Here is a 21,789-nt window from a genome sequence, read left to right on the forward strand (position 1 = left end):
AGATGCTGATCAACAAATCCATGTATCCGGTCAAGGCTGGCTATAGCGCGATCTCGACCATGCAGGGGCAGCTGGGCAAGCTGCAGACGCAGTTGGGCAATGGCCAGAAGGCGCAGAACCTGGCTGAAATGGGCAATGACCGCACCGTGTCCCTCGCCACGCGCGGGCGCCTGACCAAGCTCGATTCGTTCGCCAACAATATCGATACGGTGAACCTGCGCCTGAGTTTCCTCGACCAGGCCTTCACCTCGCTCAACAGCCTCAAGTCAGAAACGCGAAACTCGGCGACGCCGACGAGCTTTGGCGAAAACGGGCTGGTTATGGCCAGCCTGCAGAAGGATTCAGAGAACCGGCTTTCCCAGCTCCTCGAGACGCTCAATCTGAGCGTGGCTGGCCGCTATATGATGGGCGGCAACAAGACCGACGCCCCGCCGGTCAAGTCGATGGACCTGATCATGAATGGTCAGGGACCGCTCGATGGCTTCAAGACAGTCGTCAATGAGCGGAACCGGGCTGATCTGGGAACAGCCGAGACGGTTGATCTCGGCGATCTGGGGTTGCCGAATACGCGGATCAGCGGTCCTCACGGGAATTACCTGAGCGTGTCATCGGCCATGTTCGACAAGCTCGATTACAAGCTGACCTCGATTTCGTCCAGCACTCCCACGCCCGGAGCAGCAAGCGGTATCAAGACGTCGGGGCCGACGGCTAACCCGATCAACCACAGTTCGTATTTTTCGGCGGTGCCTGCTGATGATGCGACGGTGATCGTGACTCTCAAGCGCCAGGATGGAACCGCAGCGCAAACCCGAAGTATGACGGCTGTTACCACGCTTTCTGACCCTGCGGTGGTCGGCGAATATGTGCGCGTGCCGGGGGATCCATCTGCCACGGCGAAAAACTTTCACGAAGCCCTGACCGCTCTCGAAGGCGATCTCGACAGCTTCTCCTCGATCACCACCAACAACTCGGCCATCACAATCAAGGGCGATGCCGATGGCAGCGCGCAGCTCGGTATTAAATTGGCGAGCAATCCCGTTGCAGGCGAAACGCTGAGTATAACGGTGCAGAAGCCTGACAAGACATTCGAGACCATCACACTCACTGCTCGTGCATCGGGAACGCCGGCGGCGAATGAGTTCGCCATCGGCGCCACACGTGCCGAAACGATGCAAGCCCTCGACGCTGCTATCAAGAACCAGCTGGGGAACCTTCAGGCCAGCGTGCATACCGGCCGTCTGGATGTTGACCAGACCGGCGCAACCGTGGCGCTGAGTGCTAGCTCTGGGGTCTTCGGCTTCAGTGAGATCACCTCGATCTCGACTACGGTCGGTGAGTCGACCGTTACCCCCGCTTCCAATCCGAGCATCACATTCACGGGCAAGGTCCGGGCAGGAGAGTCTGTTTCCTTCGGCGTCAAGATGCCTGACGGCACCTCGACCACCATCAAGCTGTCTGCGGTTGATGAAAACCCTGGCCTTGGACAGTTCCGTATCTCCGATGATCCTGCCGAAACCGCTGCGAACTTCGCTGCCGCGCTGCGCCTCAAGCTCGATGATACCGCCAAGACCGAGCTCGTCTCTGCTTCGACTTTTGCAGCGACCAACGATTTCTTCGCCGAAGATGGAATTCCAAAGCGTGTTAACGCAGCGGGCACCGCACTCGAAAACGGTGCCAGTAGAACCGTCGTCTGGTACACTGGAGAAATCGCCTCGACCAATCCGCGCATGTCTGCCACCGCGCAAGTCGATGATGCGACCAAGGTGGGATATGGCGTTCGCGCCAACGAAGATGGCTTGCTGTCCATGGTCAAGACGCTGGCGGCCATGAGCGTAGCGGAATATCGGAACGATGATCCGACTGCGAAAGGTCGCTTCAGCGCGATGGTCGAGCGGCAGATGAAGGCGATGTCGGCCGACACGGCGACCAATGAGGGTTCGGTGGAACGCATCGCGCTCGAACTGGGTGTCACCAAGGCGACTGTCGGCCGCGCCTCCGAACGCAATATCGCATATTCAGGGCAGCTTGAGTCTTTGCTTGGCGATATCGAGACCGTGACGATGGAGGAAACGGCGATGCAGCTTCTGGCGCTCAAGACGCGTCTTGAAGCGAGTTATCAAACCACCGCTTCGGTGGCTAATCTCAGCCTCGTCAACTACCTCAAGTAAGCGCCAGAGGGCGCGATATAGGGCTAGAAGGTTCGACATGGTCAGGGGCGCTGCGGCGCCCCTTTCTTTTTGCTCTGGGAGTCATGATGTCAGCGACTGCGCATACAAAAAGGCCTCCGGTTCAATCCGGAGGCCATTATCGTTGCGTCTAGGCAACCGTGAATAAGGGAGAAACTCAGCTCTCGGCGCCGCGCAGGCCGGCGGCCAGCTGGCGATTGATGTTGATCAGCGGCAGGAGCTTGGCCTTGGCCGGCTCGATGTGCAGCTCACGGGTTTCGTTCATCACAAAGAGGCCGAGATTGGCGATGTTCTGACGAACAGGGGCAGGAAGCGGGTTGTCTTCGCGGGTAACGGAGGTGAGGAAGATGTTCCAGATGCGACGGTTGAACAGCAGGGCCTCGTTGAGGCTATCTTGCTTCAGCTCCCAGGCATCGTGGATAAGCTGGAGATTCGAAGCCGCACGGGAAAGCAAATTTGCTTCGCGATCACGCGGGGCTTCCGTTTTGCGGGCCACCTGTTGGTATGCCTGCGCTCCCTGATGGTACATTTGCAAGAAGGTCCTGTTCGTACTGAATTAACTTGCGGGCTGCCTTGAGAGCTTTGTATAGCGCCCCGGTTAATATCTCGTTGTTGATCCCGTTGATCAGCGTGATCATCGACGGAGCTGCCTGTATTATCTCGTTGACAAGCTTGAAATATTCTTCGCGCAGTCGCGAGGTATCGTCCTCGAGATACATCAGCTGTACGGCCAGGTAGATGCGTTTTGCCGGCGTGTCCGCCGTGGCAATGGTCAGAATGTCCTTTTCGCGCAGGATAGGGGCCTTGCCGTCGATAAAGAGGCGCGTGCGCTGGTCGGAATTGGTGATGATGCACTGACCGATGATCAGGCGCTCGCCGGGCTTGAGTTCGACCTTGAGGGACATGTCTGGTTTCCTGTTCTGGGAATGCCGCCGCTCGTCTGGCGGGCTTTTTTCATTAGTTAGCAGCGGAATGGCTGCGGCGCCAGTGTGGCGATTCTCCCTGACTATGGCGCAAAAAGAAGAAGGCGGGCTTGTGGCCCGCCTTCCAGTTCCTGAGATGCCGTTGCGATCAACGCAGCAGCTGCAGCACAGCCTGGTCTTGCTGGGAAGCCATGGACAGGGCCGAGGACGACAGCTGCTGGCGGGTCTGGAGGGCCAGCAGGTTGGCTGCTTCTTCGTTGGTATCAGCCAAGGTCAGGTTCGCCGCGCCGGTTTCCAGCGTGTTGATCATGTTCTTGGTGAACGACTGGCGGTTCTCGACCGAAGACAGGTTCGAGCCGAAAGCCGAAGCCTGCGAGCGCAGTTCAGTCAGAGCGGAAGAGAGCTTGCTGAGGAAAGCGTCGATCGCTTCATCGGTATCGAGATCTTCAGCCACGAGGCTGTCCACGCCCAGGTTCGAGGCGTTGATACCGCGAACGTTGCCGTTCTTGTCCTTGGCCTGGATATCGATCGAGGAGGTGCCGGACTCGTTGAAGGTGATCTTCAGCTTGTCGCCACGCAGCAGGTTGATACCATTGAACGAGGAGTCATCGGCCAACTTGTCGAGCTGGTCGCGCAGTTCGTTGAACTGCTTGGACAGGTTCGAGCGAACCGAGTTGCCATCGATCTTGCTGGCGACCGGTGCATCGTTGCCGTTGAGATCGACGCCGATGTCGAGTTCCTGAGTGGAGAGATTCTCGATACGCAGTTTGCCGTTGTCGTTGGAAGCACGAACCTTGCCACCATGATCGCGGTTGATCAGTTCCACGAACTTATCGACGGTTTTGGTTGCGTTCAGCTCGCTCTTTTCAGCAACGCCGGTGTTTACACCATTGGTGCCGAAGAGAGCGACAGAGTCACGGCCTGAAACAGCCAGGGTCTTTGCTTCGGCAGTTTTGGCGACCAGCGAGAACTTACCGTCTTCGTCAAAGGTGCCAACGACGTTGTTGATTCCCTTGGCTTCGAGCTGCGTTGCGACAGAGGCAAGTGTTGCATCCTGCCAGTTTTTGATGTCGAGCGCATTCGCGCCGGCCTTTACGCCGCCGATGGTGATGTCTGCAGTCTTACCATCATAAGACACAGTGAACTCGTGCTTCGCAGCCGCAACTTCAGTGGTGTAAGCGCCCGCAACAACCGTAGTCGTGGCGACATCGGCGGGATCGATGCCAGCAACAACGGGGGCAGTGCCACCAAAGTCGAGGTTCTCGAGCTTGATGTCGCCGCTGTCGGCGTCATAGGTAACATCGTAGCCGTTAGCCAGCCCATCAGCCTTAAGAGCTGCAACGAATTCGGCAGCAGTGGCGCCGGTCGAGATGGTGCGGCCGCCCACAGTGATCGAGGTGGGAACGTCAGAATAGTTGAACTCGGCAGCGCCCTTAACAGCGACCGTCCCAGCAGCCGAGACATCGACTTCTGCGGCTTCCACAGCAGGATCAACGGACTCGATGATGATCTTGCCTGCATTGCTGCCAGTACCGGCAGTCGCCGTGTACTTGCCAGCTTCGGCGCTGCCATCCAGCGCAGCCTGAATAGCGGCCGCAAAGGTGGTGTCGTCGGCCAGGTTGGCCGTTGTGGCAGTTACGGTCACACCAGCAACAGTGATGGTGTTGGTGTCAGCGATGCCTGTCTTGTCAAGCATGGTGCGTGCACCGGCACCAGCTGCACTATCGGGTGCCGAGACAGGTCCGAGGTAAGCTGTTGCTGCAGTGGTGGTCAGTTCGGCCTTGACGCCGGGCACAGTCGCATCTGCTAGGCTGATGTTGACAGCTGCGTCACCAAACTGGCCGCCGGAGATCGAGATCTCGCTGAGATCGTTGACTTCGAAGGACTTGGTCTGGAAGGTCTTGTCCTGACGGGCCTGACGCAGGGTGGACTGCATCGATTCCAGGTTCTTGGTCAGGGCGGTAATGCCGTTGTTGGCGGCTTCGATGACCTTGATGCCCGAGGCCATGGAGTCGAGCAGGTTGCTCATGTCCGCGGCGCGGCTGTTGAGCGCCGAGGCAGTGAAGAAGTTCGACGGGTTGTCGAGGGCAGAATTCACCTTGTTGCCGGTGGCGAGACGCGACTGCGTCTTGTCCATCATCGAGGCGGTGTTCTGGAGGCTCAAAAGATTCGCGCGAACGGCTTTTGAGAGAGAGACGTCGGAACCCATACTGGTTTTCCTTCTGGACGTGTGGTGCTAGGCCTCAATCCTTGAGGCATGTGCAGAATGACCCGAACTCGCTAAAATCTTCTTAAATTGCGGAAGTCTTTACCCAGTCCGTAAAGCCCGACTGCGCCGCGGGAATTGCAGGTTTTGCGCTGCTTTCCGGCTGTGTTGCGGGACGACTGTCCCTTAACGCACGACGTTGAAGTTGTGTGAACATGCGCTGCTGACGGGGAGAGGCGGAAGCGGGGCGAATGGAATCGGCAGCGCGAAGCGCCGGACAGCGCAGCCGCGTCCGTTTTTCCTCAGGCGGTCAGGGCCGGAGGAAGGTTCGCCTCTGATTGATTTTTTTGAAGTGATAGACCTGCCTCCGGCGCCGGTTTTTCGGACAGCTCCGGAATCGCAGGGTCGGCCGGTGCCAGAACGTGCTTCCCCATGCGAACGGGGCGCGCTGGCTCACCGGCCCTGGTTCGCATGCAGTCCTGCCCGCGCCGGTGATGGGGAGATAATAGAGGAGGGCATTGGAGCCGGGAGCAAGATGGATAGCTTCTTCGTGCCCCTGGGAGTGGCTGCTCTCTCAGACCGGCAAAACGCTGCGGACCAACAATCGATAAAATTTGAATCAATTTGCCTGTTTTGCCGAGAGGGGCAGGCAGGTTTTGAACCCTAAACCTGATCTCGCCGGCAAGAAACGCCGGACGAAAACAAGATCTGGTACAGGAAGTCCAAACAATGTCCGCAGTCAATCTCGCATCGTCCACCCGCTTCGGTCTCACTGCTCTCCGTAATGTTGCAGATCAGATGGAAGTATCTCAGAAGCGTCTGGCCACTGGTAAAGCAGTGAATACTGCTCTGGATAACGTTTCGAAGTTTTTTACTGCATCCAAGATGGATGGGCGTGCTGCTGCAATCGATACTCTTTCTGATGGTGTCAACAATGCGCAGACTGCGCTGAAGGCCGCAAGTGAAGGTATTAAGGGCATTCAGGGCATCGTCAAGCAGGCTCGCGCACTGACTGGTCAGGCCCTCTCCACCTCCGACGCTGATGCCCGCAAGGCACTAGCCGCGCAATTCACCACCCTGACTGCCGAAATCTCAAAAGTGGTGACTGACTCAAAGATCAACGGAACAAACCTTCTCAATGAAGAGGATATCACGGTTACCTTGAGTGAAGACGGTAGCAGCAAGACTACAATCGAGGGCATCGCTGTCGGTAGCGTCGCTGCTGTGGCGGGTGACTGGGCGACGGAGGACAATATCAAGGCCTCTGTCACCGCCCTGAACACCTTCAGCGACACTCTTGAAACTGCGGCTGCCTCTTTTGGTACCAGCCAGGCTCTGATCAGCGTCCGCAAGGACTTCAACAACGCGCTTTCAAACATCCTGAAGACAGGCGCGTCGGAACTGACCGCCGCCGATATGGATGCTGAAGCTGCCAACCTCATGGCGCTCCAGACCCGCCAGCAGATGGCGTCGACCGCCCTCTCGATCATGCAGTCCAACGAAGCAACCGCACTGCGCCTGCTCCGCTAAATCGCAAGCCTTACTGCGACGAACTTGGCCCACCTTCATGGTGGGCCTTTTTCGTTTGTGCGTGCGCAAGCGGGCAAGAAAAAACCCGGTCAGAGGACCGGGCTGGTTGATTAGGTGATAGCGCTTCTAGATGGTCTTGTCGGTCAGCGGGAAAGAACTGAGGGGCGGGGACCAATCCTGGCGCAGACGCAGGAAGGCGTCTTCGGGGCTGAAATGGCCGGTGCTGCTCCGGTTGGCAAGAAGCGAAGTTTCGAAGAGGGTCTGCGCCGGCAGAATGCTGTCGTGTTCGAAAGCGCTCGGTACAGCATGATCTGGTGCATCAGGCCGAGCTTGCGTTTGGCTTTCGTCGGGTGTGGGTGGTTTGCGGTCGTTGTTTCGCGCGAAACGGGGCAGGTGGGGCGAAAAGCCGATGCCCATCGTTTCGGCTCGCGGCGCTATTCTGGCGCTCATAATCCTGTCCTCCGGCCAGAATTGGCCGAAGTCAGGCTATGGGCAGTTTCGTTTGAAGAGCATTGGCTTAAACCACGGCATTTGAAGACAGTTGTCGGCTTTGCCCAAATAAAAAGGGCCCTCGCTTCTGCGAAGGCCCCTGGCCGAAAGCGTTGCTCGCGCTCCTTCTGGAGGGCTTACCACAAGGGTGGAAGCGCCGCGGCAAACCTCACTTATAGTGCGCGGTTGATCGCGATCCCCCGAGCGGATGCAGCGCGAGGCAGGCGCACTTCGCCGGACTGATCGTAGGTGCGGGTACGGTCCTTGGCGCCGACGCTGTCGGCAACATCGACCAGGATATCTTCGGCCAGTGTCTTGGCCGTGGCGATGACGCGCAGGTTTTCCGCCATCTGCGTTGCAAGGCTGTCGTGGTTCTGGTGCAGCCGATCGAGCGATTCCGGCGCTTCGGCAAGCAGTCGATCGGTCTGGCGCTGCACGGAGCGGGCAAAAACCACATAGTCCTGAGCCAGCTGGGTTTTCTGGGCGGTGAGACCTGCGGCATCGCGAAAACGGCCGGCGCGGAGCAGGGTGGTTTCCTCGTTCATGATGGTGACCAGGGCCTGAAGCGATTCTTCAGCCTGATTGCACAGATCCTGCGCGGGCAGGCTGTCAAGCGAGGCGATGCGATCTGCTGCTGCGGACATTAACGATATACTCCCGTGTTACGCGAACTGTTGTTCTGGTTGGCTTCCTGGAGGGCGATCATGTCCCCCAGGATCTGATCGGCGATTCCCAAACCGCCGTTTTGGGCCATGGTGTTGGCCAGTTGCTCAGCCTGCATCGACCGCCAGGTGTCTTCGCCAAAGCCGCCGCCAAAGCCGTTTTCACTTTTGGCCGTGGCGAACATCTCCTTTGTCAGGAGGTTGAGGAAAACGCCTTCGAAGTCTTCGGCCTGTTTTTGGAGGCGTGCGATCTGGTTTGGAGGCAGCGTGGTCTTGATGCCGTGGACGGTGGTTTCCATCAGAGCACCTCGATTTCGGCCTGGAGGGCGCCCGTGGCCTTGACCGCCTGGAGAATGGCAATCAGATCGCGCGGCGAGATGCCGAGTGCGTTGAGGCCATCGACCAGTTCCTGAAGCGACACGGTCTGGTTGATCATCTGGAGGGCCGTGTCGGTCTGGGTGACGTTGAGTTCGGTATTCGGCTCGACGGCGGTGACGCCATTGCTGAACGGCGCGGGCTGCACGACCTCTGGATTTTCGGCGATGCTAACGGTGAGATTGGACTGAGCCACGGCGACGGCGGAAACGCGAACATCCTTGCCCATGACAATGATGCCGCTGTTTTCGTCGATGACGATCTTGGCGGACTGATCAGTCTGGACGATCAACTGTTCGATGTCGGTGAGAAGATCGACGATATTGCCGTTGAAGCCATGAGGCAGGGTCAGGCGCACGGTTGCCGGATCTTCGGGCACGGCCGTGGGGGCGCCGATGAAATCGTTGACTGCCATGGCGATGCGGCGGGACGTGGTGAGATCGGGATTGCGCAGGGAAAGGCGCAGGGTGTGCTGGGAGGCCAGCTCGAAGCCGATTTCGCGCTCGATCAGCGCTCCGGAAGAAATGCGGCCGGTGGTTGGAACGCCCGATACGATCGAGGCGGCATCGCCCTGAGCCTTGAATCCGTTGATGGCAACCGGCCCTTGGGCAATGGCATAGACTTCGCCATCGGCGCCCAGCAGCGGAGTCACAAGCAGGGTGCCGCCCTGAAGGCTATCGGAATCGCCAAGGGCGGCTACCGAGACGTCCATGCGCGAGCCTTGCGCGGCAAAAGGCGGCAGGCTCGCAGTGACCATGACGGCCGCCACATTGGCCGTGCGGACGTTTTCGCCGGCCGTGTTGACGCCGAGGCGCTCCAGCATGGATTGCAGGGATTGGCGCGTGAACGGGGAATTGTTGAGGCTATCGCCCGTGCCGTCGAGGCCGACGACTAGGCCGTAGCCGACCAGCTGATTCTCGCGGATGCCTTCGACCTGGACGATGTCCTTGATGCGAGCCGGCGCGGCGTACGCATGGGCTGTCGGCATGAGGCAAAGCGCGGCGCAGAGCGCTGCGGCAAGGCCTTTTCGGAAGAGATGGTGCGGCATGACGTTCCCCGGTCTGAGGCAGTGCCATCCCCATGGCGCTGCAGTTCGTCACACCTAATGCCAGAAGCGTGCCAGAGTGAATCTACGTCGCTAAGTAATTGATCTGCGTGATCTAATTCAGTCGTTTCAGCTGCGGAACCTGGTGCTTTTCGCCGTGCCCTGCAATTCTTGCCGGGGACATTAAGCGGGCATTAACCATGTCGGGCAGATTTTGCCTGCGACAGGAATTGCTGGGGGTGAGTCAGTCCGTGCGTATTGAATCCGCCAATCGGATGGCCAATGTATCTGCGCGTGGCGCGGTGGGGAAATTTAGCCCGGGGGGCACCTTTACCATGGCGGATGTGGCAGCGCCGCAGCGCGCCGCCCGGCCCAGTTCAGTCGCGCCTGTCGCTCCGCTCGATGCCATTCTCGCGCTTCAGGGCGTGGAGGACGCGACCTCGGGGCGGCGCCGCAAGGCCGTCAAGCACGGGTCGGCATTGCTCGATCTTCTTGATGGAATCAAGGCGGACCTGCTTGTGGGTGAGATCACCGTCGACCGGCTCGAGGCTTTGGTGTTGGAGCTCAGTGTTTTCCGCGATCGCACAGAGCCCGGGCTTGATGCCGTGCTCGACGATATCGAACTGCGCGTGCGGGTGGAGCTTGCCAAGCAGGGCCTGTTTCCACCGCTTTAGGGCGGGAGCAAAACTTAAGGTTCATCAAATGTTGTCAGTCTTGCGCTATGCGCCTGACAGGTAGGGGCTTTTGTTGGTTAAGCCTTTGTAACAAGTTCGCTTGCCCGGTGGTGATAGCAAGCCTATATAGGCCGCCGAGGGTGCATTGGAGAAGAATCTGCTGATGTCTTCGGTTGAAGTTATTGAATACCGGCCGAGTGAAGACGAGCCGTTTATGAATCCGCGGCAGCGCGAATATTTTCGTTCAAAGCTGCTGACGTGGAAAGACGATATTCTGCGCGAGAGCCGGGGGACGCTGGAGAACCTGCAGGAAGAAAGCCAGAACCATCCGGACATGGCCGATCGGGCCAGCTCGGAAAGCGACAGGGCGCTTGAGCTGCGCACGCGTGATCGCCAGCGCAAGCTGATCGGCAAAATCGATGCCGCGCTCAAGCGCATCGAAGATGGCACCTATGGCTATTGCGAAGAGACTGGAGATCCGATCGGTATCGCTCGGCTCGATGCCCGGCCGACGGCGACGCTGAGCCTGGAGGCTCAGGAGTTGCACGAGCGTCGGGAAAAAGTCTATCGCGACGAATAAGATCAGCCCGCGCAAGCGGGCTTTTCTTTGTGCTGGCGGCGATCGTCAGTCGCTCAACAAGACCTTTTGTCGATGCGTGCGCGCGGGTGTTACCGTCCCACGCGTTCGCTGGTACGAGCGTGGATCGCTTCTGCCTCGGGCGACATCTGCTCGGCAAAATCGGCCATTTCGAAGACGGGGCGGATTTCGATTTCGCTCGTCGACAGCATCGGATTGGGGCAGCGTTTGACCCATTCGACGGCTTCGTCCATGTCGCGCACCTGCCAGATCCAGTAGCCGGCGACCAGTTCCTTGGTTTCGGTGAAAGGACCATCCGTTACCGTGCGGCGCGGCCCGTCGAACTCGACGCGCTTTGCGTATTTGGTCGGTTTGAGGCCGTCCCCTCCAAGCATGATGCCTGCGTTGATCAGCTCTTCATTAAAGCGCCCCATCTCTTCGAGGAGCTTGGTCTCGGGCATGATCCCTGCTTCGCTTTCCACGGTGGCTTTGACGAATACCATGACACGCATCTCGTTCTCCTTTTGGCGCCGCAAGTGGTTTGATCATAGGCAACGAACCGGAGGAGCGGGTTTCGACAATAGCGAAACAGAAAACACAGCAGGTTCCATCAACGCTAGGCTGATCCTGCCAGCCTGATTTTTCTGGACGTGCGTAGTCGGGCGTTCAGGCCTCCTGTTCCATCAGCCCGGCTTCTTCCGCTTCAAATGATTGCTGCTGGTTTGCCGAAAGGCCGAAACGTGCCGCGACGTCCGGGGCGTAGCGCAAGAGATCTGGGCGGAGGCGCACGAGGGCCAGATCCTTGGACTTTGCCTCAAGCATGACATCGAATTCCAGTCCCTCAGCGACACGCATGAAGGTGGTGAATTCAAATGGGTTCACAAAGTCGGCGTGGCCGGTCCAGACCGGGGATACGTTGACGGTCTCATTCTTGCCCGTCTTGCGGTTCTTGCGCGTCAACTGGCGCAGTTCGGTGCGCGGTGAGGAAAAATGGATCTTGGGTCGAACATGGGAGGGCCAAGAGGCCAGCATTTTCGACACGGTTTCCCGCAGGTCGAGCATTTCGGGATTGAGGCACCAGAAGTGCTGATGATCGAAGATCAAGCGAACGCCGGTATGCTCGTGAATGTGAAGAACATCGGCACAGGAGAACCGCAGGTCGTCATTTTCGAGCACGAGGCGGCGGCGAACGGGTTCCGGCAGTGTGGGCCATGTGTCGATCCAGCGCTGGCGTGCAGCGAGTTTGTCATCGTAGACGCCGCCGACATGAACAACGAGCACCGCCTCTGGTCCCAGCTCCATAAGGTCCAGCATCTCGGCCTGGCTGACCAGATCGGCGACGCTTTTACGGATCAAGCCCGGATCGGGGCTGTTGAGCACGATGAACTGGCTGGGATGAAATGACAGGCGAAGATCGAGAGACCTGGCCTTTTTTCCGATTGCAGCAAGGTCGGCAGCAGAGTCCTGCACCATGGAATGGAACTGCGGCATGTCAGGATGGGTGGCGTAGGGAGCGAGATCTGAGGACATGCGGTACATGCGGATGTCATGCTTGACCAGATAGTCGAAGATCTCGTCGAGATAGGTCAGCGATACTCGCAAATGCGGATTGGATTGGGACCGGCGCGTGTCATTGCTTTTGAGCGCCGGATTTCCAACAACCTTGACGGGAAAACCGAGCCTGAGCGGATTGGGGATCATCGCATTACCTCCAGAAGAGGCAATGCCGGTGCTGCCGTGCTGTTCCATACTGAGGCGTTGCGGCAGTCCGGTGGGCTGGACGGGCAGGGCGCGCCGCTTTCTTTATCGACCTTATCCTATGGGGCAGTCTTTGGGTGGCGTCAAAATGGATCGACGCGAGGGATGGGGGAGCCGTGCTGCCGGTTCACCCTACGGGTTGGCTTTGCCAAGACACCTCTCCCGAGAGGGAGAGGAATGGATGGGGCGGGCTAATCACGGCGGGCTGAGAGGGGGCTCAAGTCTCGCCTGAGCAAAGCCGTGCTCTGGTTCAGCAATCAAAGCAAGCTGCCCACGCAAAGATGTCAGCGTCGTCGCTTAGCGCTCAATATTTGCGGAGAAGACCGACAAGCCGACCCTGGACCTTTACGCGGTCGGGAGGGAAAATGCGGGTTTCGTAGGCGGGGTTGGCGGCTTCCAGCGCCACCGTATTTCCCTTGCGGCGCAGGCGCTTGAGCGTGGCTTCTTCATCGTCGACGAGAGCCACGACGATCTCGCCCGTGCTGGCCTGATCCTGCTTCTTGATGACAACGGTATCGCCATCGAAAATGCCGGCATCGACCATAGAGTCCCCGCGCACTTCAAGCGCATAGTGGTCGCCAGCACCGAGCATTTCGGGCGGGACCTGAATGGTGTGGGTATGATGCTCGATGGCCGAAATGGGCGTGCCGGCCGCAATCCGTCCCATAACCGGGATAGATACGGGGCGGGCATATTCTTCGGATGCAACGCCACGCGCCGGCGGGGTGCTGACCTTGCCAAGGCTTCCCTCGATCACGGCCGGCTCGAAACGCGCCTTACGACCACCCAGCGACGGGTTCATTGAATCAGGAAGTTTGACGACTTCCAGAGCACGGGCGCGGTTGGGAAGGCGGCGAATAAAACCGCGCTCCTCAAGCGCCGTGATCAGGCGGTGAATGCCGGACTTGGAGGCGAGGTCGAGCGCATCCTTCATTTCGTCGAAAGAAGGGGGAATGCCGGTTTCCTTCATCCTCTCATGGATGAACATCAGCAATTCGTGTTGTTTGCGCGTCAGCATCGCCGGTCGACCCCAGAATCGGAACGTATACGGAACGACTATATGTGTTCCGCCTATGTTCCGCAAGAGTCCCAAGGTTCTTATATTCGGCGTTGAGTTCTACTACGTGATTTGCTCAGCTCAACTGTCGAGCAACGTTCAGGCAGCGTTTGCCGCCAGTGCGTCAGCGATGGTTTTCGCTAGCTCCGCGAGTTCCGCATCGTCAGCGCGGCCGCTTGCGTGGGCGCCAAGGTTCTGCCCCTCATAAGCCGGGATCAAGTGGAAGTGGAGGTGAAACACTGTCTGACCGGCGGGCGCTTCGTTGAATTGGGCGAGGCGGATTCCGTCAGCGCCAGTGGCCGATTGAACTGATCTCGCAACCCGCTGCACGAGAGGCATCACCGCCGAGAGCACAGCGGGATCGGCATCAAGAAGGTTACGCGACGCGGCCTTGGGAATAACCAGCGTGTGGCCTTTGGATTGCGGAAAGATATCCATCATCACAAGGGCAGTCTCGTCTTCGAACACCCGGTGACAAGGCAGTTCCCCCTTGAGGATCTTGGCAAAGATGTTGGTCGGATCGTAGCTCATGTTGTCCCTCGTCTATTCTGCTGCGGCCAGCGCTTCGTCGCGGGCATTATTGGCGTAGCGGAAGCGAAAATAGTTAAGCACGGCAAGTCCCGTGAGCGTTACGGGAACATAGCGGAAGCCGCGCGTGATAAAAAAGAGAGCTATGCCCACCGCAGTCTCGGCGCTCATGGCGCCTTTGCCCATTGCCGATGTGAAGGAGGAGGGCACGACGTGACGATAGATGAGGTCGTCGGAGCGGTAATAGTGGCGAGCGCGGGCTGCAAAGGCGCGCTTGGAGCTCGAATAGTCGCGGAGTTCGTCGAGCCCCATATCGCCGTGAAACTCGACTTCTGAGCCGAGCGCCCAGACTTCGGGGGGCATCAGGCGCTCCTGTCCCAGCGCGGCGAAGCGCTCGATGAGATCGCGGAAAGTGACGTAATTGGCGTTCCAGCAGTCGTCGGTCTTGGCACCGTGGGAGAGAATGAGGACGTCGGCGCGGGCCAACTTTTCATCCATGCCAGCATAGTTGCCGGCCGTAAAATCAACGCCGGACTTGGCTGTTTCCACGATGGCGCCGCGCTTTTCGAGCGCCTTGACCATGGCCGAACCGAAGGCGCCGCCCGCGCCGGTAACGAGGAAGCGGCGGCCGGTGATCTGGCATGTGGTGCCGACCAGAAGATCGAACGTGTTGGCGAAAGAAGAAAAGAAGTTGTGCGGATAGACGTGGTGCATGGCGTGGTAGTTGTTGTTCACCCACAGCAGGCCCTGCTTGCCGCCGACCCGGTCCATTGCCATGTGATTGTAATCAAGCCCTTCTTCGCGCAGGGTCAAGACGAACATGACGGTACGTACAAGCGCAACGAGGGCGACTGGCGGCCAGGGAAAGACCAGCAAAAACAGGGCGATCGCCAGCATCGAGGTAAGATACTCGGGCAGCACGTGCAGCCAGATATTCTGCCGCGCGTAGGCCGGGTTGATCTTCATGTCGAGGCCGAGGAACTTGTGGTGCACCCAGTGCCACGATGAGAAGGTGCGCAGCAGCGGGATGCGCGAATTCTCCCAGCGGTGCAGCAGCCAATGGAGAGTGTCGAACAGGGTCGTTGCAACAACGAAGACGAGAAGGGCCTCGAGACCGAAGACGACGACGTCCCAAAATTCCATTGATCGCGCTACTCCAAGACGGTTTCCGGCCTTCTAGCACAGTTGCAGAAGGGGAGCTAACGCTCCTGCCGTTCGCCGCGGCGAAAAGGAGAAAAGCTTTCCAGCGCCTCCTGCTCGCGCTCCACCGCCGGGCGTTCGGCCTCAAGATAATCGGCAACGGCGTGACGCAGGCCCGGATGTGCAATCCAATGGGCTGAATAGGTGGTGACGGGAAGGTAGCCGCGCGCCAGTTTGTGTTCGCCCTGGGCGCCGGCTTCTACCACCTTGAGACCGTGAGCGATGGCGTATTCGATCGCCTGATAATAGCAAATCTCGAAGTGGAGGAAGGGGATGTCGCGGGTCGCGCCCCAATTGCGGCCGTAAAGGCGATCCTTGCCAAGAAAATTGATGGCACCGGCAATGGGCTCCTCGCCATCATAGGCAAAGATCAGCACCACGCGATCGGCCATATATTGGCCCAGCAGAGAGAAGAACTGCCGGTTTAGGTAAGGCCGGCCCCATTTGCGCGCGCCGGTATCTTCGTAGAAGTCGAAAAAGGCGTCCCAGTGATGCTCACGGATGTCGTTGCCCTGCAGCCATTTGACGGTGAGGCCATCGGCCAACGCCTCGCGGCGCTCGCGGCGGATGACCTTGCGCTTGCGGGACGAAAGAGATTCGAGAAATGACTCGAAACTCTGAAATTCCTCGTTGTGCCAATGGAACTGCGTGTCGACGCGGCCGAGCCAATCTGCGGCTTCGGCCGTGGCGGCATCGTCCTGTGGCAGAAAGGTCAGGTGCACGGAGGAGGCGTTGCGCTGGCGGGCGAGTTCTTCCGCGGTCGAAAGCAACGCCGCACGGATGTCGAGGCTTTGGGACGGCACCAGAAGCTTGGGCGCAGTCACAGGCGTAAAAGGCACCGAACCCTGCAGCTTTGGATAATAGTGCCCCCCGGCGCGTTCCAGCGCCTGCGCCCAGCCATGATCGAAGACATATTCGCCCATCGAGTGGGATTTGAGGAAGAGAGGCATGAGGCCGAGTGGCTTGTCGGCTTCGTCGGTCAGGAGGATATGCTGCGGCTGCCAGCCCGTCCGCGCATCGGCGCATCCAGACTCCTCAAGGGCCCGTAAAAACGCAAAGTCGAGAAAGGGATTATCGGAGACCCCGCCCGTGCCGGGCACGAGGGCGTTCCAGCAGGCCTCGCCGACGGATGCCGTCGAGGGATGAATGGTGGCGCGGATGCTGGGCTGATCGGGCAAGGCGAGACACGGGTCGGGACATCAACTGGTGTCTAGAGATAGGCTGGTTCGTTGGGTCTTGTAAGGCCGTGCGTGCGGGGTATCACGGAATTGTTCTGGATGCCCCGCACGCCTTTTACCCGCTTCTAGGCCGTGATGGGATCAAAGCCTTCAAAGACGATCTGATCGCAATGGAGGAGTGCCTTGTCGGCGTCGGCCTGACTGCGGATGGTCCAGGCGGTTACCGGTTTGCCGAGCGCCCGCCAGAAGGTGATTGCGGGCAGGGTCAGCGCGTTATGCGCGCAGGAAATGAAGTCGAACTGTGTCTCGTGCCAGTGCAGCAAATGTTTGAGGATATAGCGCTCGTCTTCCGTGATGCCGGGAGGATAGTCCGCGCTTTCGTAATCATAGGTGATGATGCCGCGAGGTCCCGAAAAGCCGCTTTCGCGAGCAAGCGTGATGAGGTGAGGATCGAAGGATTCGATGGTAACGGGACCGGCGTAGTTTGCGAGGGCATCAGCGGTGACCTTGGCCAAGCGTTGCGTAGCCTCCGGAGTAGACTGGTGCTTGAGTTCGATCTGAAGGAGGGCACGGCCTGCGATCTGATCGAGAAAGGCATCGAGCGTCTGGGGGCGGTCTCCGGCCTTGCTGTCGAGCAGCGGAAGGTCCGTCATTTCGTCGATGCTCTTGTCACGGACGAAGCCGGCTTCGCCCGTGAGGCGCTCGAGCGTGTCGTCGTGGAAGACGACCGCATGGCCGTCGCGGGTCAGTTGCAGGTCGCACTCGATCGCGAACTTGCCCTCGATAGCCGCGGCAAAGGCGGAGGCGCTGTTTTCGACGACACCCTTACCGCGATCGTGCAGACCCCGGTGGGCGACGGGACGAGGGAAGAGGGGTTCGGTCATTGGCGTGCTGCTCGAGAATTGGAGCCGAGGGGGTCGCACAGCTGTGTGACGAAGAGATTACAGTTGGTAAGGGCGGTAGACGCCCCTTGCACTCGCCCACTCCCCAGAGGGGCCGAGGGACCAGACTGAACGGGGGCTATCACCGTCCCGGCTACTGGTCCAAAGCACCCCGCCTTGGCGGGAGGGGTCTTCTCCTTTGGCCCGAAACTACACTTCAATTACCGCGTCGATTTCCACCGCAGCGCCGAGGGGCAGGGAGGTGACGCCGAAGGCGGCGCGGGCGTGTTTGCCCTTGTCGCCGAGAACGGTAACGAAGAGATTCGATGCGCCATTGGCGACCAGGTGTTGCTCGGTGAATTCCGGATCGGAACAGACAAGCACGGTGAGCTTGAGCACCTGCTTGATGTCGGACAGGGCAATTCCGGCCGAGTGGACGATCTGTGCCATGATGTTGACGGCGCAGAGTTCTGCGGCATTGCCGCCCTGCACGACATTCATGGTCTCGCCCAGCCGGCCCTGCACCACGCCAGCCTCGTTGCTCGAAATCTGGCCGGACACATAGATCAGGTTGCCGCTGCGGGTCACCGGCACATAGCTGGCGACCGGCGCCTTGGGCGCGGGCAGTTCATAGCCATATTCGCGGAGCTTTTCGATCGGATCGGTCATCTCGTCTTGCCTTCCAGGTCTTCTGCTTCTTCTTCGGAGGCCGGCGCCGAGTGCGACTCAGGCCGGCTGGTATAGAGTTTGCCACGAACCACAGCCGTGCGCCCGAAACGGGAGCGAACGCGATCCATGGCGCGTTCCGCAGCGGCCTTGCGCGCCACTTGCGGCTCCAGCAGGTCCATCGGGTCGGAGCCGTCTGCCGCCTCAAGGCCTGATATGCCGATGCCGATCAGGCGGAACGGTGTGCCATCGGCTTCGCGCTGCAACAGGCTCAGTCCGGCCTCGTATATGACGTTCGCCAGCTGTGTCGGCATCATCAGGTGTCGGGCGCGCGTGCGCAACCGAAATCCGGCAGTTTTGAGCTTGAGCGTCACTGTGTCGCCCACAAGGGATTTGGCTTTGAGCCTCTCGGACAGGCGCTCGCAGCATTTGAGGAGCTCGGTGGAGAGTTCCTCCAGCGTAGCCAGGTCGCGGTTGAATGTCGTTTCGGATGACACGGTCTTCATCTCGCCGTCAGTCGAGACGCGACGGCTGTCCTGACCCTGAGAGAGGCGGGCGAGGCGCGCGCCTGATTCCCCGTAAAGCCTCATGAGGCGGATCGGGTCTTCCTGCTGCAGTTGACCGATCGTATGATAGCCATCCTTCTTGAGGGTTTCGGAGAAGACCTTGCCGACGCCGTAGATGAGGCTGATCGGCCTCGGCGCAAGAAAATCAAGGGTTTCAGCCGCACCGATCACCGCAAATCCCCGCGGCTTGTCTAGGTCGGATGCGACCTTGGCGAGAAACTTGTTATGGCTCAGACCCACCGAAATGGTGACGCCGATATCCTGTTCGACGGTTCGCGCGAAACGGGCAAGTGCGACGGCTGGATGTGCCTTGTGCACCCTTGCCGTTCCGGTCAGATCGAGGAACGCCTCGTCTATGGATATGGGCTCGACCAGTGGGGTCAGCGCATCCATGTGGCGTCGGATCTGGCGGCTGACCTCAACATATTTGGCCATGTCCGGCTTGATGATCACTGCATCGGGGCACAGGTCGCGCGCCTTGAACATGGGCATCGCGGAGCGGACGCCGGACTGGCGGGCGATGTAGCAGCAGGTGGAAACCACGCCGCGCGTGCCGCCACCGATGATCAGCGGCCGGTCGCGAAGGCTAGGATCGTCGCGTTTTTCGACCGAGGCATAAAAGGCATCGCAATCAACATGGGCGATCGAAAGGGCGAATAGTTCCTCATGGCTGCGAATGCGCGGAGATCCGCAACTCGGGCAGCGGCGCGGTTCGGCGCTAGCAGTCCCGGAAGCCAGGCAATCGCGGCAAAGCCAGTCCATGACTGAACCTCAGCCCCCCGGATTGAGTTTATGCCATAGACGCATGACGCTTTCCGGGCTCATGCCACTATTGGCACAGAGCGCAAGCAGGAGCGGCTCATTCGCTGCAAAGTAATCGATAAGACCAGTCTGAAGGCGGCGCGTGCCCAGGGAAGCGCGAAGCGACTGCGGATCGAAGCCAGCCTGTTGCATGAACGCCAGGAGTTCGTCGGGATTCTCTGCCAGGTGGCCGAGGCAGGCATCGGCAACATGGGAGAGTTCCAGCTCGGAGGGCTTGGCTTGGGGCAAGGCAGGTCTCATTTGAGGTTTTGTAACGGTTTCAATGGTACCGCAATAGTGCGGCAAAGCGAAATGCCACGGTGATGTTGCCAAGGCTTGGCAGCATTTGAAGCGGGTACGCAAGTGAGGACCCATGCCCAAGACTGTGATGATCGTGGAAGACAACGAGCTGAACATGAAGCTCTTCAACGATCTGCTCGAATCCCGCGGCTATCGGGTCATCCAGACGCGCAATGGGCTTGAGGCGCTAGACCTCGCGCGTGCCCACATGCCCGACCTGATCCTGATGGATATCCAATTGCCCGAGGTTTCGGGGCTAGTGGTGACCAAGTGGCTCAAGGATGACGAGCAACTGGCCCATATCCCTGTCATTGCCGTCACAGCCTTCGCCATGAAGGGTGACGAGGAGCGCATTTTGCAAGGCGGGTGCGAAGGTTACATCAGCAAACCAATTTCGGTATCTCACTTTCTGGAAACCATTGCCCGCTACATTGGCCCGGCCTGAAGGCTGGAGCGCAGATCTGCGCTGAGCCCGCTGCTTCCGCGCGGGTTGGGGTGACCGGGGAGAAGTGACGTGACCGCGCGCGTGTTGATTGTCGACGACATTCCGACGAATGTTCGGCTGCTCGAAGCGCGGCTCACGGCGGAATATTTTGAAGTCGTGACTGCCAGCTCGGGCCCCGAAGCGCTCGACATCTGCCAGGGCGCGGAAATCGACATCGTGCTTCTGGACGTGATGATGCCGGGCATGGACGGTTTTGAAGTCTGCCGCAGGCTCAAGTCCAACCCGCGAACGCATCATATTCCCGTGGTGATGGTAACGGCGCTCGACCAGCCTTCTGACCGGGTGAAGGGGCTCGATGCTGGGGCCGACGACTTTCTGACCAAGCCCGTCGACGACATGCAGCTGATGGCGCGGGTCAAGAGCCTGGCGCGGCTCAAGTCGTTGACCGATGAGTTGCGCGCCAGGGCGCTGACCGGCCAGCAGCTGGCGATCGAAGACGCCATGCGGGCGATGGATTCGATTTCGACGAGTGGCGGGTCGGTGCTGGTCATCGACAGCGACCGGCGCCATGCCGAGCGCGTGCAAGGCTATCTGTCAGCGGAGCATAAAATAGATGTGCTGACCGATCCGGCCGATGCGGTGTTCCAGGTTTCAGGCGGACGCTATGAGCTGGCGCTTGTCAGCATGGCGCTTGGAGATTTCGATGCGCTGCGGGTGTGTTCGCAGATCCGGACCGTTGATCATTCGCGCAACCTGCCGATCATCCTGATGGCTGATGAAGGCGACAAGCCGCGGGTGGTTCGAGCGCTGGATCTGGGGGTCAATGATTTCATTTCCCGGCCGATCGAGCGCAACGAGCTGATGGCGCGAGTGCGAACGCAGATCCGGCGGCATCGCTATGCCATGGAGCTGCGGGAAAGCGTCAATCATTCGATCGCGCTGGCGGTGACGGACGATCTGACCGGGCTCTATAATCGCCGGTATTTCGACAGGCATCTCAACGTGTTACTGGGGAAAGCTCAGGAGCAGGAGAAGGCCCTGGCGGTGATGATCCTCGATATCGACCACTTCAAGGCGGTCAATGATACGCATGGCCACGATGTGGGCGATGTGGTGCTCAGAGAGTTCTCGGCGCGGGTGAAGCGTAATATTCGCGGGGTGGATCTGGCCTGCCGGTTCGGCGGCGAGGAGTTCGTGGTGCTGATGCCCGACACCGATGTGAACAGCGCCGAACTCGTGGCGGAGCGAGTGCGGCAGGCGATTGCAGAAAAGCCTTTTGAAATCCGTGGTATGCGGCCTTTGGCCGTGACCGTGTCGGTGGGTGTTTCGTTTAACGAGATCGAAGCGGACACGCCGGAAACGCTGATCAAGCGGGCCGATGTGGCGCTTTATCGTGCCAAGCGCGAAGGGCGGAACAGGGTGATCCTGGACGCCGCTTAGTAAAATGCGAGATGTTAGGGTTATCCGTTATGATTAACAGACGGTTACCGCCTGGCAGGTGTTGGATTTTCTTGTGTTTCAACCCGTTGGGAGTAGTCTGAATTCCAGACGGTGCGGGCCTGGCCCCATGCAGTTTCAGAGCTCCCTACGGCTTATCTCAGGTCCGCCGCAACTCCTGAGTCCCGTAGGGCGGTTGGTCCGGATGCGGTGAGAGTGGCCTCTTCGACGTACCGCTCCGGACCAGCCACTTTGCATCAACATGACAATATTGGACGCGCAAATGCTAACTAATGGTTAGCATT

23 protein-coding genes are annotated in these 21,789 nt (G+C 59.3%); 6 read left to right on the top strand and 17 right to left on the bottom strand.

Annotated elements, in window-relative coordinates:
• The first annotated feature begins 2 nt into the window (after nucleotides 1–2).
• Nucleotides 3–2,168, top strand: coding sequence for a hypothetical protein (locus BM364_RS05490; protein WP_092421935.1), 2,166 nt, complete (start codon nucleotides 3–5; stop codon nucleotides 2,166–2,168).
• Between the two features lie 175 nt (nucleotides 2,169–2,343).
• On the opposite strand, the gene flaF is transcribed toward BM364_RS05490, so the two are convergent.
• The 3 genes from flaF to BM364_RS05505 form a co-directional block, all read right to left on the bottom strand.
• Nucleotides 2,344–2,715 (bottom strand): flagellar biosynthesis regulator FlaF, encoded by a 372-nt coding sequence (gene flaF, locus BM364_RS05495; RefSeq protein WP_092421938.1) that lies wholly within the window; start codon nucleotides 2,713–2,715, stop codon nucleotides 2,344–2,346.
• Nucleotides 2,654–3,091, bottom strand: a complete 438-nt coding sequence (gene flbT / locus BM364_RS05500) for a flagellar biosynthesis repressor FlbT (protein WP_092421941.1) — start codon at nucleotides 3,089–3,091, stop codon at nucleotides 2,654–2,656. The genes flaF and flbT overlap by 62 nt, the downstream gene beginning before the upstream one ends.
• Before the next feature lie 166 nt (nucleotides 3,092–3,257).
• Nucleotides 3,258–5,318, bottom strand: coding sequence for a flagellin N-terminal helical domain-containing protein (locus tag BM364_RS05505; RefSeq protein ID WP_092421944.1), 2,061 nt, complete (start codon nucleotides 5,316–5,318; stop codon nucleotides 3,258–3,260).
• A gap of 726 nt (nucleotides 5,319–6,044) precedes the next feature.
• Between BM364_RS05505 and BM364_RS05510 the strand changes: the two genes are divergently transcribed.
• The gene (locus BM364_RS05510; RefSeq protein WP_092421947.1) at nucleotides 6,045–6,845 is read left to right on the top strand and encodes a flagellin; all 801 of its coding nucleotides are present in this window, start codon (nucleotides 6,045–6,047) and stop codon (nucleotides 6,843–6,845) included.
• 126 nt (nucleotides 6,846–6,971) lie between these two features.
• Here BM364_RS05510 and BM364_RS05515 read toward each other — a convergent pair whose 3' ends face one another.
• From BM364_RS05515 to BM364_RS05530, 4 genes are all read right to left on the bottom strand, one after another.
• Nucleotides 6,972–7,295 carry a hypothetical protein gene (locus BM364_RS05515; protein ID WP_139232489.1) on the bottom strand — a complete coding sequence of 108 codons (324 nt, stop codon included), beginning with the start codon at nucleotides 7,293–7,295 and terminating at the stop codon, nucleotides 6,972–6,974.
• 212 nt (nucleotides 7,296–7,507) lie between these two features.
• Nucleotides 7,508–7,978: a hypothetical protein gene (locus BM364_RS05520; protein WP_092421952.1), complete on the bottom strand. Its 471-nt coding sequence runs from the start codon at nucleotides 7,976–7,978 to the stop codon at nucleotides 7,508–7,510.
• Nucleotides 7,978–8,295 carry a rod-binding protein gene (locus BM364_RS05525; RefSeq protein ID WP_092421955.1) on the bottom strand — a complete coding sequence of 106 codons (318 nt, stop codon included), beginning with the start codon at nucleotides 8,293–8,295 and terminating at the stop codon, nucleotides 7,978–7,980. The genes BM364_RS05520 and BM364_RS05525 overlap by 1 nt, the downstream gene beginning before the upstream one ends.
• Nucleotides 8,295–9,419 carry a flagellar basal body P-ring protein FlgI gene (locus BM364_RS05530; RefSeq protein WP_092421958.1) on the bottom strand — a complete coding sequence of 375 codons (1,125 nt, stop codon included), beginning with the start codon at nucleotides 9,417–9,419 and terminating at the stop codon, nucleotides 8,295–8,297. Before BM364_RS05530 ends, BM364_RS05525 begins: the two co-directional genes overlap by 1 nt.
• Nucleotides 9,420–9,667: 248 nt before the next feature.
• Between BM364_RS05530 and BM364_RS05535 the strand changes: the two genes are divergently transcribed.
• Together BM364_RS05535 and dksA are read left to right on the top strand one after the other, a co-directional pair.
• A complete protein-coding gene (locus BM364_RS05535) occupies nucleotides 9,668–10,090 on the top strand; it encodes a flagellar assembly protein FliX (RefSeq protein WP_175528473.1) in 423 nt (140 codons plus the stop codon).
• A gap of 163 nt (nucleotides 10,091–10,253) precedes the next feature.
• Nucleotides 10,254–10,670 (top strand): RNA polymerase-binding protein DksA, encoded by a 417-nt coding sequence (gene dksA / locus BM364_RS05540; RefSeq protein ID WP_092421964.1) that lies wholly within the window; start codon nucleotides 10,254–10,256, stop codon nucleotides 10,668–10,670.
• An 89-nt stretch (nucleotides 10,671–10,759) separates the two neighbouring features.
• On the opposite strand, the gene BM364_RS05545 is transcribed toward dksA, so the two are convergent.
• The 10 genes from BM364_RS05545 to BM364_RS18385 all read right to left on the bottom strand — a co-directional run bounded on the left by BM364_RS05545 (nucleotide 10,760) and on the right by BM364_RS18385 (nucleotide 19,551).
• On the bottom strand, nucleotides 10,760–11,179 hold the full coding sequence (locus BM364_RS05545) for a YciI family protein (protein ID WP_092421967.1): 420 nt from the start codon (nucleotides 11,177–11,179) through the stop codon (nucleotides 10,760–10,762).
• Between the two features lie 154 nt (nucleotides 11,180–11,333).
• Nucleotides 11,334–12,368, bottom strand: coding sequence for a UV DNA damage repair endonuclease UvsE (uvsE, locus tag BM364_RS05550; RefSeq protein WP_092421970.1), 1,035 nt, complete (start codon nucleotides 12,366–12,368; stop codon nucleotides 11,334–11,336).
• Nucleotides 12,369–12,729: 361 nt separating this feature from the next.
• Nucleotides 12,730–13,443 carry a transcriptional repressor LexA gene (gene lexA, locus BM364_RS05555; protein ID WP_092421973.1) on the bottom strand — a complete coding sequence of 238 codons (714 nt, stop codon included), beginning with the start codon at nucleotides 13,441–13,443 and terminating at the stop codon, nucleotides 12,730–12,732.
• 138 nt (nucleotides 13,444–13,581) lie between these two features.
• Nucleotides 13,582–14,013, bottom strand: a complete 432-nt coding sequence (locus BM364_RS05560) for an HIT family protein (protein WP_092421976.1) — start codon at nucleotides 14,011–14,013, stop codon at nucleotides 13,582–13,584.
• A gap of 12 nt (nucleotides 14,014–14,025) precedes the next feature.
• Nucleotides 14,026–15,153, bottom strand: a complete 1,128-nt coding sequence (locus tag BM364_RS05565) for a hypothetical protein (RefSeq protein WP_092421979.1) — start codon at nucleotides 15,151–15,153, stop codon at nucleotides 14,026–14,028.
• 56 nt (nucleotides 15,154–15,209) lie between these two features.
• The gene (locus tag BM364_RS05570) at nucleotides 15,210–16,388 is read right to left on the bottom strand and encodes a GNAT family N-acetyltransferase (RefSeq protein WP_092421982.1); all 1,179 of its coding nucleotides are present in this window, start codon (nucleotides 16,386–16,388) and stop codon (nucleotides 15,210–15,212) included.
• Between the two features lie 125 nt (nucleotides 16,389–16,513).
• Nucleotides 16,514–17,272 (bottom strand): glycerophosphodiester phosphodiesterase family protein, encoded by a 759-nt coding sequence (locus BM364_RS05575; protein WP_092421985.1) that lies wholly within the window; start codon nucleotides 17,270–17,272, stop codon nucleotides 16,514–16,516.
• Nucleotides 17,273–17,479: 207 nt separating this feature from the next.
• Complete coding sequence (locus BM364_RS05580) at nucleotides 17,480–17,938, bottom strand: RidA family protein (RefSeq protein ID WP_092421988.1); 459 nt, start codon at nucleotides 17,936–17,938, stop codon at nucleotides 17,480–17,482.
• On the bottom strand, nucleotides 17,935–19,263 hold the full coding sequence (locus BM364_RS05585; protein WP_092421991.1) for a DNA polymerase IV: 1,329 nt from the start codon (nucleotides 19,261–19,263) through the stop codon (nucleotides 17,935–17,937). Before BM364_RS05585 ends, BM364_RS05580 begins: the two co-directional genes overlap by 4 nt.
• A gap of 9 nt (nucleotides 19,264–19,272) precedes the next feature.
• Nucleotides 19,273–19,551, bottom strand: a complete 279-nt coding sequence (locus tag BM364_RS18385) for a DUF3572 family protein (RefSeq protein WP_175528474.1) — start codon at nucleotides 19,549–19,551, stop codon at nucleotides 19,273–19,275.
• Between the two features lie 124 nt (nucleotides 19,552–19,675).
• On the opposite strand from BM364_RS18385, the gene BM364_RS05595 reads away from it, so the two are divergent.
• Both BM364_RS05595 and BM364_RS05600 read left to right on the top strand, forming a co-directional pair.
• Complete coding sequence (locus BM364_RS05595; RefSeq protein ID WP_092421997.1) at nucleotides 19,676–20,047, top strand: response regulator; 372 nt, start codon at nucleotides 19,676–19,678, stop codon at nucleotides 20,045–20,047.
• A 69-nt stretch (nucleotides 20,048–20,116) separates the two neighbouring features.
• Nucleotides 20,117–21,487, top strand: coding sequence for a PleD family two-component system response regulator (locus tag BM364_RS05600; protein WP_092422000.1), 1,371 nt, complete (start codon nucleotides 20,117–20,119; stop codon nucleotides 21,485–21,487).
• The last annotated feature ends 302 nt before the right edge of the window (nucleotides 21,488–21,789 follow it).

The sequence above is a fragment of the Devosia crocina genome, from assembly GCF_900116545.1.
GTDB classification, from domain to species: Bacteria; Pseudomonadota; Alphaproteobacteria; order Rhizobiales; family Devosiaceae; genus Devosia; species Devosia crocina.

What these genes read in the sequence shown, in the direction of transcription:
- BM364_RS05530 (WP_092421958.1), bottom strand. Translation starts at nt 9,419, where the DNA reads ATGCCGCACCATCTCTTCCGAAAAGGCCTTGCCGCAGCGCTCTGCGCC.
- BM364_RS05585 (WP_092421991.1), bottom strand. Translation starts at nt 19,263, where the DNA reads ATGGACTGGCTTTGCCGCGATTGCCTGGCTTCCGGGACTGCTAGCGCC.
- BM364_RS05505 (WP_092421944.1), bottom strand. Translation starts at nt 5,318, where the DNA reads ATGGGTTCCGACGTCTCTCTCTCAAAAGCCGTTCGCGCGAATCTTTTG.
- BM364_RS05580 (WP_092421988.1), bottom strand. Translation starts at nt 17,938, where the DNA reads ATGACCGATCCGATCGAAAAGCTCCGCGAATATGGCTATGAACTGCCC.
- BM364_RS05565 (WP_092421979.1), bottom strand. Translation starts at nt 15,153, where the DNA reads ATGGAATTTTGGGACGTCGTCGTCTTCGGTCTCGAGGCCCTTCTCGTC.
- BM364_RS05595 (WP_092421997.1), top strand. Translation starts at nt 19,676, where the DNA reads ATGCCCAAGACTGTGATGATCGTGGAAGACAACGAGCTGAACATGAAG.
- BM364_RS05515 (WP_139232489.1), bottom strand. Translation starts at nt 7,295, where the DNA reads ATGAGCGCCAGAATAGCGCCGCGAGCCGAAACGATGGGCATCGGCTTT.
- flaF (WP_092421938.1), bottom strand. Translation starts at nt 2,715, where the DNA reads ATGTACCATCAGGGAGCGCAGGCATACCAACAGGTGGCCCGCAAAACG.
- flbT (WP_092421941.1), bottom strand. Translation starts at nt 3,091, where the DNA reads ATGTCCCTCAAGGTCGAACTCAAGCCCGGCGAGCGCCTGATCATCGGT.
- BM364_RS05525 (WP_092421955.1), bottom strand. Translation starts at nt 8,295, where the DNA reads ATGGAAACCACCGTCCACGGCATCAAGACCACGCTGCCTCCAAACCAG.
- BM364_RS05490 (WP_092421935.1), top strand. Translation starts at nt 3, where the DNA reads ATGCTGATCAACAAATCCATGTATCCGGTCAAGGCTGGCTATAGCGCG.
- BM364_RS05520 (WP_092421952.1), bottom strand. Translation starts at nt 7,978, where the DNA reads ATGTCCGCAGCAGCAGATCGCATCGCCTCGCTTGACAGCCTGCCCGCG.
- BM364_RS05545 (WP_092421967.1), bottom strand. Translation starts at nt 11,179, where the DNA reads ATGCGTGTCATGGTATTCGTCAAAGCCACCGTGGAAAGCGAAGCAGGG.
- lexA (WP_092421973.1), bottom strand. Translation starts at nt 13,443, where the DNA reads ATGCTGACGCGCAAACAACACGAATTGCTGATGTTCATCCATGAGAGG.
- BM364_RS05560 (WP_092421976.1), bottom strand. Translation starts at nt 14,013, where the DNA reads ATGAGCTACGATCCGACCAACATCTTTGCCAAGATCCTCAAGGGGGAA.
- uvsE (WP_092421970.1), bottom strand. Translation starts at nt 12,368, where the DNA reads ATGATCCCCAATCCGCTCAGGCTCGGTTTTCCCGTCAAGGTTGTTGGA.
- dksA (WP_092421964.1), top strand. Translation starts at nt 10,254, where the DNA reads ATGTCTTCGGTTGAAGTTATTGAATACCGGCCGAGTGAAGACGAGCCG.
- BM364_RS05510 (WP_092421947.1), top strand. Translation starts at nt 6,045, where the DNA reads ATGTCCGCAGTCAATCTCGCATCGTCCACCCGCTTCGGTCTCACTGCT.
- BM364_RS05575 (WP_092421985.1), bottom strand. Translation starts at nt 17,272, where the DNA reads ATGACCGAACCCCTCTTCCCTCGTCCCGTCGCCCACCGGGGTCTGCAC.